Raw genomic sequence first — 14,217 nt, 5'->3', positions numbered from 1 at the left:
GGTGCTTGAGGAGCTGGTAGATATACTGGAGAGGTGGGAGAAGCCACCCGAGATGCTTATCATGCCACCAATTGGTGATATTGATGCTATTAAATTCGCTAAGTTGCTAAACACCCATTCTGACACGTTTTTATGGCTTAAACAGGGTATATTTGAGGAGAAAGTGGATGAAGAAGCGTATTTAAAAAGTTTTAAGGCAGGTATACCCGAATGAAGATAGTTCTTTACACCGATCTTGATGGCACTCTGCTTGACCTCTCTAATTACTCCTACGAAGCTGCACTTCCTGCCCTTACAACCCTGAAGAGGCGGAAGATACCTATTGTGTTTTGTACCGCAAAGACCCTGGCAGAGAACGAGTATTATCGTGAAGAACTGGGTATAAGAGACCCTTTTATCGTTGAGAATGGCGGTGCAATCTTCATTCCTCAGGGCTACTTCTCTTTTGAGTTCCATTACACAAAAGAGATGAAGCATTACTGCGTTATCGAGTTTGGTGCGAGATATGAAGAGTTAAGAGAGGCTTTGAATGCCATAAGAGCAGAAACAGGCTTTAAAATAAAGGGCTTCGGTGATATGACACCCGAAGAGGTGGCGAAGGATGCGAATCTGAGCATAGAGAAGGCGAGACTTGCAAAGGATAAGATGTATAATGAGAGTTTTATCTTTGACGAGCCAGCGGAGAAGGAGAAGATTTTATTAGAGAAGATACGCGAGAAAGGATTCAGTCTCACACACGGTGGGAGGTACTACAACATACATGGAAGAAACGCGGACAAAGGCAAAGCGGTAAAGGTACTTACAGAGTTATTCAGGAGGGAATACGGAGTTGAGGCTGTTAGGACGATAGGAGTTGGTGACAGCAGGAATGATATACCCATGCTGGAAGCAGTGGACCAACCAGCGGTGGTGAGGAGGAAGGATGGCACATGGCTCGATCTTCCTCTGAAGAATCTGTATAAAGCGAGGGGTGAGGGACCGGAGGGGTGGGTAGAAGTGGTAAATAAGTTCATATTGTAATGTAAAAATGAGCCATGGGCCCGATGCGATTCGAACGCATGACCTTCGCCTCGTAAAGGCGACGTCATTCCACCTAGACCACGGGCCCAAAACTCCAAGCCCCAATCTATTTTAAATGATTGGTTGTTTATATATTTATCAGTTCCTTAAGTAGAGGAGATAAAAATGCGTGGTGGATTCAGGAAGGGTGTCAGCCTCAACCCCAAGAGATTGAATCAGATGATGAAGCAGACGGGTATAAACGTAGAAGAGCTGAGAGATGTTGAAGAAGTAGTGATAAGGACAACGAATGCTGAACTCGTTTTCTCTCAACCTGAGGTTACAATTGTAGAAGCCCCTGGTACGAAGATATACCAGATAGCAGGAACACCGGTGGAGCAAGCGAGAATTTCGGATGCGGATGTGAAGCTGGTGATGGAGAAAGCAGGCTGCAGTGAGGCAGATGCGAAAACAGCACTGAAAGAGGCAAACGGGGATCTGGCTGATGCTATCTCCAAACTCTGTGGGGAATGAAGATTCAACCAAAACACATTGGAATCGTATGCAGGGGTGAATCGAGAGATATAAGTGTGGTAAAAGCTTTAATCGGATGTATAAGAGAGGGAGAAGGAGAAGGTTTTGAGGTTGTACTTGATCCCGATTCGGCTTATAAACTCGGAATGCAGATGCAGGGCCAGAGGATAAGCGATATGGATGTGGATTTACTGATCTGTGTTGGGGGTGATGGTACCATCCTCCGGACTTTACACTATTTGAAACGTCCAACGCCTGTTCTGGGTGTGAATACAGGTATGATAGGATTTTTAGCAAGGATACAACCTGAGAATGCAGTATCCACCCTGAGGAATCTGATACTGGAAGGTTTTAATGTGGAGAAGCGGCAGCGGCTCTCCATTCGAGTAATGGATGAAGAGATGCCATACGCAATGAATGAAGCAGTGGTAATAACCTCAAAGCCGGGCAAGATGCTTCATTTTGTAATATTCGTGGATGGCGAGGAGTTGGAACGGTTGAGAGCGGATGGTGTAGTATTCTCAACGCCTACGGGCAGCACAGCATACGCAATGAGTGCAGGGGGACCCATTGTAGACCCGAAGGTAAATGCAACGATAATAGTACCAATTGCGCCTTTTAAACTCACCGCGAGACCCACCATTGTGGATATAGAGAGTGAAATAAGTCTGGAGCTTCTGGGTACAAAGGATGCGGAACTGGTTATAGATGGACAGTTTTATCGAAGAATGGTGAAGGAGGAGAAGATAACTATAACAAAAGGGGAGCATGCATTATTCGTAGAGATTTCAGACAGGTACTTCTCCCGGTTACTGGACAAGTTGCGAAGTGGAGAAGAGATATAAATATATATGGGGTATAAATAGTTTTAATGTGGGGGGATAAAAGAGATGAGAGAAGGGAGAATGTTTGCACAGAAGTTGAGTTATAAGGAGGTTCTGGATTCAGAGGGTCGAGAGATGGGAGTTTTGTATAATATCGTGGTGGATGCAAAGACCGGTATACTGACCGAGCTTGTAATAAAGCCAGCATCAGAGCTCGACACGAGCGGGTTTAAGAAGGAGAATGATTATATCCTCATACCATTTGACGCGGTCAAGTCGGTGAGGGATGTAATAGTACTGGATAGTGAGAGAATAAAGACACGGGCGTGACGGGATTTGAACCCGTGATTTGCAGCTCTCTCCCGCTTCTCTCTTATACTTGTACTTAGAGTTAGGAGGCTGCCGCCATATCCTAACTAGGCCACACGCCCAATTTGTATAATTTGTATAATAAGAATAATAGTTCTTTTTATCTTTTTATTCTTAGTAATGTTTTCGTTTATCTTAGCTTATGGCTCCGTTGCAGCGAGAATTGGAAAGAGCAGCAGAGGTAATAAAGAAGCATGACTACGCACGTGTGGTATCGCATTACGATGCGGATGGTATAACAGCTGCAGGTATCATCTGCAATGCTCTGATTCGTAGAGGAATACAGTTCCATGCAACGATAATAAGTAAATTGGACCGGTATTCCATCCAGGAGATGAATGAAGAGCTCATCATCATTGCAGATATGGGCACAGCACAGATGAACCTGATCTTGAAGTTCCTGAAGGAGAAGGATGTGGTAATCCTGGACCATCATACTCATGCGGCATCTTCGCTTAAAAGCTCTTCATCCACCATTCTCATTAATCCCAATCGGCTCTCGTCCAAGAGTGAAGAGAGATTGGGTGGTGAACTTTGCGCCGCTGGACTCTCTTACCTCGTTGCGAGACTGCTGGGTTCTGATGATGAGCGAGGGAACGTGGATCTTGCGGGTCTTGCAATTGCAGGTACATTAGGAGATAAACTGCCACTGGAGAGAGGAATAAACAGGCTCATTCTGGACGAAGCGATAAAAGAGGGTATTGTTACTCCAAGGAAAGGGCTGAAGCTGGGTGATGGCAAGGTTCGCGATTTGATCCTCCTCTCTACTGACCCTTATATTCCACTCGCGGGTAAGACAGAACAGGTGGATAGATTCCTGAACAAGGTGGGAATAGAAGGAGAGAAGAGATTGGAGGAACTGGGAGAAGAAGATGTGAAGCGATTGAGTTCTGCCCTATTATCAATTGCGAGAGAGTCAAACACGGAATTGCGAGAAGAAGCACTGATTGGAACCTCTTATTTGCTGAATTTAGAGGTGGAGAAGAATGTACTGGATTTTATGCGTATGGTAGATGCATGTGGCAGGTTTGGAAAAGCAGGCATGGGTATAGGACTCTGCTTGCGTGAAGAGAAGCTGGTAGAAGAAGCGAAGTCACTGTACATGATGTTCCAGAATAAACTCGTTTCTGAGTTGAACAGGATAGAAGTAGCGAAAGAGGGAGGGATGAAGGAGCTCCCGAATGTCTACTATTTATATGTACAGGAGAAAGGCATAACCGGCGTCCTGGCTGGTATCATCGCCGAATACATAAATACAAGCAAGCCTGTAATTGTACTGAACAGGAAGAATGGTGCGAACGAACACGGTGATACAAAGATATCAGCCCGATGCAGCAAGAAGCTGCTCAGAGAGAAAGGAATAGACCTTTCAAAGGCATTGGAGCAGGCAGCGAGCGAGGTAGGTGGCTATGGTGGTGGACATCCGGTAGCATCAGGAGCATCAATTCCTGAAGGTATGGAGGAGCGATTCATAGCTGCTGTTGACCGGATAATAGGAGAGCAGATACGGACTTCTTAATTCATCCTATCTTCACCAACCCTCTACTTCTATATTCTCAGCAGTCTCCTGCCCCTCTCACGTGCTATATGCTCCTCTGCAGTATCCCAATCGGTATTTGGCGGTGGTATCTTGAGTGGCTGAGGCTCCTCACCGTTTTTCCACAATTGCACTACCGGATGATTCACACGTTTCAGGAATTCTCTCAGCTCCAGCGGATCAACACAATCATCCTCTGTGGCTATCAGCGGGTACATATCCGCGGGAATATACTCCACGAGCATCTCTTTGTACTCCTTTGGTATCCATACCACACGATTCCAGCCGCCATCAGCGCGAACGAACTTCTTTGACCGCGGCGTTCTAAAGGATATACCGCAATATCCGTGATTCTGGAGTCCACCACTGATAAGCCCCGCTAATCTCGAGAACGTCAATCCGAGGGGGGTCTCCCCTGCATACCTCCGGTCTACAAGTCCCAGACCATCCACCTCCGGTATATAAAATATCGCCGCTTCAAAACAGCCACAATTCGTCTGTGGATACGTTATTGAGGAATACATCACCACACGCTTGTAAGTCCTGTTCGATTTCTCATAAATCTTCTCATTTACGCCTGTGTATTCGCCCCCTACGGGGTCTATGCATTCTCCCAGCGGCATCGCAAATATGTATCCATATGGATCGAGGTCACACATCACCTTTGCACCTATCCATGTGATTATCCCGCAATAAGGTGGCCTATCCGGGGCTACCACGCATACATGCGTCGGTGCGAATGTCTGGCAGATGGTACATCCGTAGAAGGTGTCAACGTCCTCATCTGAGAATCGTCTCGCTTGTTTGTCCACACGCTCCCAATATGGTATACAGACACTGTCCACTATCTTCTTCGTCAATTTCGCACCTCCCAGCTCCTCACTCGCTATCAGTATCTTCGCATCCGCTCGCTCGACCATCGGAAACTGTATCTTACAGAGGTTTATCATTGCCTGACCAAGATGCTTAAAGTCATGTTTGTGAGCATATTTCTTGTGCAATCTTAGCCATATCGTGTCCCGCGTGTTGAGCAGCATCCACCCCTCTCCCTCCTCAAGTGCGAAGTATGTCCATCTCGTCAGTAAATCCAGATAATCGGTTGTAAGATGCTTGCCATAATATCTGATCCAGAATCCAAAAGGCAGTGATTGACCCTCTATATCCTTTATCTCCGGTCCTATTACTTCTATCCGTCCATCCTCTATTCGTTCTGCATCGTTCACAACCTCGATGAAGAAGAAACTACTGTATCTGTGCCTCGGTCCGCCCAATTCGCAATACATGTCATGCTTACGCACACGTAGTCCAAACTGCCTGGGCGAGATGTCAAATTTTATACCCTCGAAGAACCTGTCCGGATCAGTAGGTGCGAAGAAGACATTACCTCTGGGCAATGAATCCCAGACCTCTTGCCTCATACGTGCTCCATCCTCCACACTCTCTTCTACTTTCATATCTTACCTTCACCACAGGTTTACTCCTATCTGTTCACCCTCCTCTATACCCTCTTTATTATCCTCTATTATGACAAACCCATCGGATCTCGTTACGCTGGATAAAATGCCCGAACCACTTACCCTTATCGGCTCCACATAATATTTGCCATCATACTCATCATGATATAACCTGACGCGGACGAAATCGGTTCTGCCCACTGCCGATGGTATCTTCTTGCTAACAACCGCGAAGACCTGCCTTATCATTGCCCCTTTTAGCCCATGCATCGCTTCTATAAGGGGTCTAACAAGCATCTCAAATGCCGCAATCATTGATACTGGATACCCCGGTAGGCAGAAGATGGGTTTTTCATTTATGATTCCAAAGCCAGTTGGCTCTCCCGGTCGAATAGCAACGCCATGAAATATCATCTCGCCTAAATCCTCCACTACATCCCCAATAAAATCACGGTTACCCACTGAACTACCGCCGCTCACCAGTATAGCGTCGGCGTCGCAGTCTGTAATACAGGATTCAATTGCAGCTTTTAGCGCGTCATAATTGTCCCTCACTATGCCCATTCTGGATGGTTTCGCTATCATACCCATCAACGCTGCCAGTACATAACTGTTCACGTCCGCGATTGCCCCTTTCGAACTGCCCTTTGGATCATACAACTCGTCTCCCGTTGATAAAATCCCGATAATACCTCTTTTATACACTTTCACACGACTCTTGCCAATAGATGCAAGCATACCGATGTCAGCGGCTCGAAGTACCCGCCCCTTATTTAATATTATATCCCCGCGCCTCACATCTTCGCCCTTGAAAGAGACATTTTTTCCTGGCGTAACAGGCTTAAAGATCTCCAGCTTCGAGTCCCTCTCCCTCCCATATTCTAACATGAGCACTGCATTACTACCTTTCGGCATCGGCATACCTGTTTGTACGGGGATATACTCTCCCTCGTTCAGCTCCTCTGACTCCGAGCCTGGTTCACGCCTGTGAAGAACCAGAGGTTTATCCGGTGCTGCTCCAAAGGTATCCTCAGCTTTCACTGCGTAACCATCCATAGCAGCGCGGTTAAAAGGAGGGCTATCCATCTCAGAGATGATGTCTTCCGCAAGAACCCTACCAGCAGCGAGATCAAAGCTGACTTCCTCTACACCCACACGCCTCACATGCCTTAAAACCATGCTCTGTGCTTCTCTCAATGGTATAAGCGTACGAAAAAGTTTCATCTCACCCTTAAAATAATATAATCTTCAACTACAAATTTATCTTCATTTTATGGATATAGAAAAACTCTGGGAGATCCTCTACAGAGAGCGAAATACTGCCTCGCTCCAGGAATTACCTGATAGATTCTGTGAGGATGTGAGGGATTACATCGCCAAACTGGAGACTGAGAAGGAGGAGGCGGATGAGACCAGAAAGGGCTTTCTGGAAGACGAAATGAGGAATGCGAGGATGAAGATAGAAGATATAATAAGGAGGAGGATAGGGAAGATAATAAAACTTGCCAGCTCGGGCATGGATACACCGCCTAAAGGAATGCTGGATGAGGAGCGGGAGATGTTTCAAGCGGTGAAGAGCCAGGTGGAAGAGGGCAGAGCGCGGATATTCGCTTATATCTTTGGTAAGCCCGCACTGATAAGAAGCAAGCCGCAAAAGCAAGAGAAAACACATACTGAACGTTATAATGAAAAAGATAATGATGATACAGATAACAAGCACAGTAACCAGTATGATATGGTCAGGATTCTGGAGAATATCCCGACCTTCATGGGTACAGATGGTAGGATTTATAAAGTGGGAAAAGAAGATGTTATCATGTTGCCGAAGACCAATGCGGAGATATTATGTAATCGAGGTGTTGCAATGCGATTCGAAGCGTATAAGAGGGAGAGAGGTGAGAGGATAAGATGAAGATGCCGAAGCGAGTAAGGATTTTCTGCCCTTTCTGCGGGCGACATACGGAGCATGAAGTGGAGAAGGTGAAAAAAGGCAGACCTTCCTCTTTAAACTGGATTGTCAGGCAGAAGAAGCGCAAATCGGGCATAGGGAATAGCGGCAAATTCTCCAAAGTACCTGGTGGAGACAAACCAACGAAGAAGGTCTTTCTCAGGTATAAATGCATGGAATGTAAGAAGGCACATCAGAGGGAGGGTTTCCGGGTTTCCAAGCTCGAGTTCGTTGAATAAATAGCATAGGCAGAGGAGGGATGAGAAGATGAAAAGGGAAACGAGGAGCAAATTCCTAAAGTTGAGATGCGATGACTGTGAGAATGAGCAGATTGTATTTGACCACGCAACCACTACGGTTAGATGTAACGTTTGTGGAAGGACTCTGGTCGAACCACGGGGTGGTAAGGCAGAGATAAAGAGCAGGATAATAGATGTTCTCGGATGATTGATTGCTCAATTGACAATTGAGGTGACAGGAGAGGATGCCAAAGCCTAAGGAGGAATGGCCTGAGAAGGGGGAACTGGTAGTATGCACGGTGAGAGAGCTCAAGACCTTTGGGGTATTCGTTAGTCTGGAGGAGTATGGAGGTAAAGAAGGCTTTATTCATATCTCTGAAGTCTCCACCGGCTGGGTAAAACACCTCAGGGATTACGTGAGGGAGGGGCAGAAGATAGTCTGTAAGGTACTGGCGGTGGACGAAAGGAGGGGACATATAGACCTATCATTGAAGGCGGTGAAGGAAGGGCTGAAGCGGGAGCGGATAAAAGCGTGGAAGAATGAGAAGAAAGCCAGGAAGTGGCTCTCTCTCGCTGCCATTCCAGAGTCTGAACTTCAGGAACTCGAGACGAAGCTCGTGGATGCCTATGGTAGTCTCTATGATGCATTCCAGCAGATATATAAGACAGGCAAGCGCGCATTAACTGAGCTCGGGATAGAAGAAGCACTCGCTGATAAGATACATAAGATCGCTCTTGCCAATGTTAAGCCGCCTTCCGTGCATATAACCGGGTATGTGGAACTGAAATGCCCCCTGCCTAATGGGGTGGAGATAATAAAGAACGCTTTGATGGAGGCGAAGAAGGTTGCCAAAGACGGCTTCGAATGCTCTTACGTTGGTGCTCCGCGTTATCGGATACGAATCACTGCACCGGATTATAAGAAAGCAGAGAGCATACTGAACGAAGCGGCAAATGCCGCCATTGAGATATTAAAGCGAAATGAAGGATATGGGAGGTTCTATCGGAATCTACCATAAAATCATATCGGAATCCCCTTCTCCCTCAGATAATCTTTTATCTCCCCAACAGTATAAGTGCCATAATGGAAAATACTCGCAGCCAGGCATGCATCCGCGCCATTCACAAAACCCTCGTAGATGTGCTCTAAAGTTCCGACACCACCAGAAGCAATTACAGGAATGTCCACAGCTTCGGCAATTGCTTTTATAATAGGGATATCATATCCTTCCGTTGTCCCATCCCTATCTTTTGAAGTTAGCAATATCTCCGTAGCACCAAGCGCCTGCACCTCCTTCGCCCACTTTATTGCATCAATTCCCGTGTACTCACGCCCACCATAGATGACTACATCATACCATGCACTTGTTTCCTCTTCTAATTGTACCAGCGTTTTGCCTTCAATGTCCTCAAACTTCCTCTTGCAGTCAATAGCAACTACGATACGATCTCCAAACCTCTTCGCAGCTTCTTTTATCAACTCTGGATTCTTAACTGCGGCTGTATTTATACTTGCCTTATCAGCGCCGGCATCAAATACCTTCTCAAAATCTTCTATGCTCTTTATCCCGCCCCCCACGCATAAAGGAATAGATACCTGCTCGGCTATCTTCTCTACAACTGAGACCATTGTATCCCTACCCTCGTGGGATGCAGATATGTCGAGAAAAACGAGTTCATCCGCTCCCTGTGCATCATATCGCATTGCGAGTTCAACCGGGTCGCCCGCATACCTGAGCTTCTCAAACTCTATTCCCTTTACTACCACTGCCTTACCCTGATCATCGAGCGTTGTATCAAGGCAAGGTATTATTCTTTTTGCCATTTCAGTTCCCCTATTGGAATTCTATCGTTGCCGGTGGCTTATCAGTTAAAGAATAAAGCACATGCACAACTTCCGGAATCTCCGTCGTAATTCTCCTATCTATCCTCTTTAAGACTTCCCAGGGAACATTAACCGCCTCTGCAGTAATAGCATCTTTGCTTTTGACCAGTCTAACCACGATTATGCAGCCAAACGCTCTTTTACCTTCTCTAACCCCGGTAGCCCTGTCGTTCATCAAAACCGCCATACTCTGGAATGACTCGATGTCAGAAGTTTCCTCTTCTACAATCTTTGTAGCTCTTCTTTCTATCTCTACACGCTCAGGCGTCACTTCTCCAAGTATTCTCGTAGCAAGTCCGGGACCGGGGAAAGGTTGGCGCTCCGAAAACTCCGGAGGCAAACCCAAACTCCTGGCAACTTCTCTTACCTCATGCTTGTAGATTTCCCGTAAAGGCTCAACAATCGTTAGTCCATAACTTTCTGGGTCAATACCTATCTGTTCAAGAATGTTGTGCTGGGTCTTGATTCCTTTCACAGTTTCAACAACGTCTGCCGCTATTGTTCCCTGAATTAAATGAGATGCGTTCTCCTCTCGCACAACCCTTGCGAGTACCGAGTAGAACGTGTTTCTAAATGCTTTCCTCTTCTCTTCGGGATCAACAATTCCTTTCAAGGCATCAAAAAACTCATCAGCGGCATCCACCAACCTTGTGTTTATATTCATCTTTTTGAAAAAGTTTGTTACCTGCTCTGCCTCGCCTTCGCGCATCAACCCATCGTCAATGAAAACTGCTACCAATTGGTCTCCTACCGCACGATGCGTGAGCACTGCACAAACAGTTGAATCCACCCCACCAGAAACCGCTATGACTGCCTTCCCATCTCCTATCCTTTCCCTTATCTCATGGACCTGTTTTTGTATAAATTTTTCTGGCTCGAACATTTTTCCTTTTTTCCTCTCCTCAGCCAAGCAAAATACCTTCCATCATGTCCTGTTCCACTTCATGCATCATTGGTATCCCTGTAACCTCCGAAGCAAGCCTGCTAAGTGCCGCAATATCGTTTCTATCTATCAAATCCAGTTTGAACTTACGAGTGCCGGCGAGCAACTGCTTTAAACCAAGTCCTAACCTCTCGCTAAGATAAGTGTAAACACCAACTGCAGACCACGGTATCTCCTTACCTACTTTATCGCCATAGTTACTTTTTATCTCCTCAGCAGCAATAAAGAACTTTTCCGGGTTGTTGCCATATTTATTTGCGAAGTCTCTCGGTAACCTGTTCTTTTCTGCGAGTTCAGTAAAATAAAGGGCTTTCATCGCTGCTGTCAATGGCGACCTTGCCATTGTGATAGATTTCACGAAAGGACCTTTGCCATTGTTCCCATCGAAATTGCTCATTGCTATCGCCTTGAATATCTGCGTCTCGTTGACGAACCCGCCAGCCATGCTTATATCAGGCACGTATTTTCCTTCACGGAGCAATATCCTCGCACACTTCAATATCTGCGATTCTAAATATACGGTGGGCGTGCTCATCTCATTCATCATCGGCACCGGGCTCATCCCCGTCCCTCCACCAGCTCCATCAAACGTTATATAATCCACTTTTGATTCTGATGCCACTTTCATCGTCCATGCAACGTCCACAGGGCGATAAGCACCGGTCTTTATCGTTACATATTTTGCACCCATACCACGTAGCCATTCAACATCCTCCACGAAATCGCGCTCCTCTGGGAATCCTACACGGCTGTGCCGCTCGAATGTCTTGAACAACCCATCTTTGAACGCTTCTTGAACTGCAGGCTCTTCTGGGTCTGGCAGCACGATATATCCCCTCTTCTTCAGTTCCAATGCCCTCTCCAGCGAAGAAACACGTATTTCACCACCTATTGCCTTTGCTCCCTGCCCCCATTTCCGCTCTATTATATTCACTTCCAACCTTGATACCACATATTCATCCACTCCCCATCTCTGGTCTTCAACGTTTGTTTGCACGGCTACATCTCCGTATTTGCCGTCCCAGTATTCTTTGAAAAGTCTTACCCTTCGTTCCATCTCCGGAGATTTCGTCACTTTTCCGTTCGTGAATACCGAGTCTTTATCAACACCGCAAACGTTCTCTCCGATAATTATTATTATTCCTGAGAGTGCGGCGCCGATAGCAAGTGCATCCCAGTTGTTTTTTCCCACCGCAGTGGACCCGAAGGCGCCCGCTGCCAGCGGTATTTTTAACGGAATCCCACCTATCTTCGATTCTATATCCGCGTTATGGAACAAAGCGACATCCGACTCTGGTTCGATCCCTTCTGCGCCTCGCAACCGCGAAAGGATATTGAAGTCAGACCAATCGAGTCCATAATCCTTGTTCGAGGCTGCAGTACTCCATCCAAATTGCTCCGGCTCCGGATACAATACCTCTCGTCCCCTGAACGCACTCTTTCCAATTTCGCAGAGCACCGTGCACTCCTTCACGCATATCGGACACATTCCACTCAGTGTATTCACATCTCTCCTTCTCACGGACGTTCCCGTGGTAGACCTCGCGTTTGCATATACATCTGTCATTTCAATCACCCCTTATTGTTTGCAATGTAAAAGAATACGGATTGGTTAAGCAGGAAGAACAAATTCCCATCTGGTCCAGTATCATGCCGTAATTCCTCATCTTCTTATTAAAAGCAAATCTTTTTATCTTTTTTATTCCCGCATCATCCAGCTTTTTCGTTTCTATTGCCTTCTTTGAAACATTTACGAGCTCCTCTCCCGCTTTTGTCCGTATTATTAATGACGTGTATCCATCCGGCGAACCCGAAGAACCTGCGGAAACATCCGCAAGCTGTGAGGTGAAATCTTCACATATCCTGCATGTATCCCGTACGCAAGGGTCCAGTTCTTTAGTTGGAATACCGTACTCTTTGTCCTTTGTAACCACCATAAATTTACCCTTTGTAACATAAAACCGCTCTACCTCTTTGATCTCTATTCCCCGTTCAGCGAGGAAGATAACCAGATCACGGTGCCAGAAAGCCTCAGTGCAAAAAAGCCCGATCAAGACCTTCACACGGTCCAACTCCAGAGCAGGGTCATGCAATGCTTGAAGTCTTCTCACTGCCTCTATATTACAGCCCGTGCCGACCATTGCAATATTTTCATAGCCGCGGTCTATCGCCTCCCAGACGCCCAGCACAGAAGGGCAGGCTGTGTATTTAGGACCTATGCCGAGCAAAACTTCTTCTGGGGTGGTGGCGACGAAAGGTTCGGCTTTCCAATCTTCTGTCCGAATAGCGACAACGGCGGCATCTATAAATCCATTTCTTAACGCTTCACATAGCATTGCTGTTATAAGACTGCCATCCTGCCCCACCTTTCTTACACCCTCCTCCGTTGCTCTTGCACTTATTATTTCTTTATAGTGTCCCAGAATTCGTCCCTCGGGACTGGAAGCACAGGGGCTGAAATCACATACGCCATAATCCTTCCTCGGGCACTCCTCCTCACATAAACGGCAAACTGCAAATGAGCGAGGACAGAAACTGAAACAAAAGCCTTTTGACACCGTACCGCCACAGCCTTTGTCAAACACCACTTCTTCCTCTTTATACTTCTCAAAATCCGGTATGAACGCCGCACACGCACCACAATAGCAGCATACCGGGAAGTTTCTTTCGTTTGCCATAAACTACATTTTCCTCCTTTTCCTTTTTATCACTAATATTTCCTCTTACTCTCTAACAAGAAGAGGATATAAAAAAACTATTTGAGAATTTTTCATAAAAGTTATGAAAGACATAAAAAAGACGGAAGGATGAGTAGGATGGGCTACCCAGTATAAAAAAAAGGTTTTCGCTCATCGTAGAGTACTTCTGTAATTATTTCCCATGGACTCATAAAGCATCAAAGAACTTATCGCAAGTAATTGTTCCCGTTTCACGAGATTCTCCTCAATTTTTCTATTAACTTCTCAATATCCTCTGCTGATACCTCTACTGCCTCTTTAGGCATTTCATTCTCATAGAAGTTTTTATACAAAGCATTCGCGGTATTAAAGAACCTGATGATATCTTTATCTCCGCTCTTTATGGAAAGCACATTTACAAAAGCCCACAAACTACCATGCTCCTCTAACTTCAAACCTCTCTTTGCCGCCAACATTTTTATTGTTAATGCCGTTGCACCCCAAAACTTCTCCGATGCCTGCACCAAATCTCCTTTCTTCAATAGTTCCCTCGCCTCATCAAGGTATTTCTCACTCAAGATTTGGTAGTGTTCTACAAGCCCCTTGGGATCCAGTTCCTCGTTCAAACTCTTGCTCAGTAGTTTAACGCCTAACTCCTCGGGTAGATATCCCATCTCCTCTGCCTTTTCGCTTAGCTTCTCGCTAAGCTGGCGCGGCAATATGATAGAAGCAGTCCCCATTTGTATTCATTCCCCGTGTTGTGATTGATTATTATGATGGCATATAATAAATGCGTTGTGCTCAAGT

17 protein-coding genes and 2 tRNA genes are annotated in these 14,217 nt (G+C 46.0%); 10 read left to right on the top strand and 9 right to left on the bottom strand.

Going from position 1 to position 14,217, the window contains the following annotated elements; genetic code table 11:
* Both J7J01_04875 and mpgP read left to right on the top strand, forming a co-directional pair.
* On the top strand, nt 1-214 hold a 214-nt coding region (locus J7J01_04875; GenBank protein MCD6210213.1), incomplete at its 5' end, for a hypothetical protein.
* Nucleotides 211-1,020, top strand: coding sequence for a mannosyl-3-phosphoglycerate phosphatase (mpgP, locus tag J7J01_04870; GenBank protein MCD6210212.1), 810 nt, complete (start codon nt 211-213; stop codon nt 1,018-1,020). The genes J7J01_04875 and mpgP, both read left to right, overlap by 4 nt.
* 15 nt (nt 1,021-1,035) lie before the next feature.
* Here the strand turns inward: mpgP and J7J01_04865 are convergent.
* Nucleotides 1,036-1,108 (bottom strand) — tRNA-Val (locus J7J01_04865).
* A gap of 77 nt (nt 1,109-1,185) precedes the next feature.
* On the opposite strand from J7J01_04865, the gene J7J01_04860 reads away from it, so the two are divergent.
* From J7J01_04860 to J7J01_04850, 3 genes are read left to right on the top strand one after another with little or no spacing between them, the layout of a single operon-like run.
* Nucleotides 1,186-1,533 (top strand): nascent polypeptide-associated complex protein, encoded by a 348-nt coding sequence (locus J7J01_04860; GenBank protein ID MCD6210211.1) that lies wholly within the window; start codon nt 1,186-1,188, stop codon nt 1,531-1,533.
* Nucleotides 1,530-2,378 (top strand): NAD(+)/NADH kinase, encoded by an 849-nt coding sequence (locus J7J01_04855; protein ID MCD6210210.1) that lies wholly within the window; start codon nt 1,530-1,532, stop codon nt 2,376-2,378. Before J7J01_04860 ends, J7J01_04855 begins: the two co-directional genes overlap by 4 nt.
* Before the next feature lie 45 nt (nt 2,379-2,423).
* Nucleotides 2,424-2,687, top strand: coding sequence for a PRC-barrel domain-containing protein (locus J7J01_04850; GenBank protein ID MCD6210209.1), 264 nt, complete (start codon nt 2,424-2,426; stop codon nt 2,685-2,687).
* Here J7J01_04850 and J7J01_04845 read toward each other — a convergent pair.
* Nucleotides 2,679-2,788, bottom strand: a tRNA-Arg gene (locus J7J01_04845). The genes J7J01_04850 and J7J01_04845 overlap by 9 nt on opposite strands.
* Nucleotides 2,789-2,868: 80 nt before the next feature.
* On the opposite strand from J7J01_04845, the gene J7J01_04840 reads away from it, so the two are divergent.
* The gene (locus J7J01_04840) at nt 2,869-4,245 is read left to right on the top strand and encodes a DHH family phosphoesterase (GenBank protein ID MCD6210208.1); all 1,377 of its coding nucleotides are present in this window, start codon (nt 2,869-2,871) and stop codon (nt 4,243-4,245) included.
* A gap of 29 nt (nt 4,246-4,274) precedes the next feature.
* On the opposite strand, the gene cdhC is transcribed toward J7J01_04840, so the two are convergent.
* Together cdhC and J7J01_04830 are read right to left on the bottom strand one after the other, a co-directional pair.
* Nucleotides 4,275-5,717: a CO dehydrogenase/CO-methylating acetyl-CoA synthase complex subunit beta gene (gene cdhC / locus J7J01_04835; protein MCD6210207.1), complete on the bottom strand. Its 1,443-nt coding sequence runs from the start codon at nt 5,715-5,717 to the stop codon at nt 4,275-4,277.
* Between the two features lie 9 nt (nt 5,718-5,726).
* On the bottom strand, nt 5,727-6,941 hold the full coding sequence (locus J7J01_04830; protein MCD6210206.1) for a molybdopterin molybdotransferase MoeA: 1,215 nt from the start codon (nt 6,939-6,941) through the stop codon (nt 5,727-5,729).
* Nucleotides 6,942-6,990: 49 nt separating this feature from the next.
* Here J7J01_04830 and J7J01_04825 point away from each other — a divergent pair, with 49 nt between their 5' ends.
* From J7J01_04825 to J7J01_04810, 4 genes are read left to right on the top strand one after another with little or no spacing between them, the layout of a single operon-like run.
* Nucleotides 6,991-7,629: a hypothetical protein gene (locus J7J01_04825; GenBank protein ID MCD6210205.1), complete on the top strand. Its 639-nt coding sequence runs from the start codon at nt 6,991-6,993 to the stop codon at nt 7,627-7,629.
* Between the two features lie 2 nt (nt 7,630-7,631).
* Entirely contained in the window at nt 7,632-7,904 is a 273-nt protein-coding gene (locus J7J01_04820; GenBank protein ID MCD6210204.1) for a 50S ribosomal protein L44e, read from the top strand.
* Between the two features lie 28 nt (nt 7,905-7,932).
* Nucleotides 7,933-8,112: a 30S ribosomal protein S27e gene (locus J7J01_04815; protein MCD6210203.1), complete on the top strand. Its 180-nt coding sequence runs from the start codon at nt 7,933-7,935 to the stop codon at nt 8,110-8,112.
* Between the two features lie 37 nt (nt 8,113-8,149).
* Nucleotides 8,150-8,923, top strand: a complete 774-nt coding sequence (locus J7J01_04810) for a translation initiation factor IF-2 subunit alpha (protein MCD6210202.1) — start codon at nt 8,150-8,152, stop codon at nt 8,921-8,923.
* Between the two features lie 2 nt (nt 8,924-8,925).
* Here the strand turns inward: J7J01_04810 and hisF are convergent, their stop codons facing one another.
* The 5 genes from hisF to J7J01_04785 form a co-directional block, all read right to left on the bottom strand.
* Entirely contained in the window at nt 8,926-9,729 is an 804-nt protein-coding gene (gene hisF, locus J7J01_04805; GenBank protein ID MCD6210201.1) for an imidazole glycerol phosphate synthase subunit HisF, read from the bottom strand.
* A gap of 10 nt (nt 9,730-9,739) precedes the next feature.
* Nucleotides 9,740-10,672 (bottom strand): glutamine-hydrolyzing GMP synthase subunit GuaA, encoded by a 933-nt coding sequence (gene guaA / locus J7J01_04800; GenBank protein ID MCD6210200.1) that lies wholly within the window; start codon nt 10,670-10,672, stop codon nt 9,740-9,742.
* 19 nt (nt 10,673-10,691) lie between these two features.
* Nucleotides 10,692-12,299 carry a hypothetical protein gene (locus tag J7J01_04795; protein ID MCD6210199.1) on the bottom strand — a complete coding sequence of 536 codons (1,608 nt, stop codon included), beginning with the start codon at nt 12,297-12,299 and terminating at the stop codon, nt 10,692-10,694.
* Nucleotide 12,300: 1 nt separating this feature from the next.
* The gene (locus J7J01_04790) at nt 12,301-13,410 is read right to left on the bottom strand and encodes a Coenzyme F420 hydrogenase/dehydrogenase, beta subunit C-terminal domain (protein MCD6210198.1); all 1,110 of its coding nucleotides are present in this window, start codon (nt 13,408-13,410) and stop codon (nt 12,301-12,303) included.
* 251 nt (nt 13,411-13,661) lie between these two features.
* Nucleotides 13,662-14,150, bottom strand: coding sequence for a PaREP1 family protein (locus J7J01_04785; GenBank protein MCD6210197.1), 489 nt, complete (start codon nt 14,148-14,150; stop codon nt 13,662-13,664).
* Nucleotides 14,151-14,217 lie beyond the last annotated feature (67 nt).

This window comes from Methanophagales archaeon (assembly GCA_021159465.1).
In the GTDB taxonomy this organism is placed as follows: Archaea; Halobacteriota; Syntropharchaeia; order Alkanophagales; family Methanospirareceae; genus G60ANME1.
Note: the sequence above shows the minus strand (reverse complement) of the source record. Positions and strands in the feature narration are given on the sequence as shown.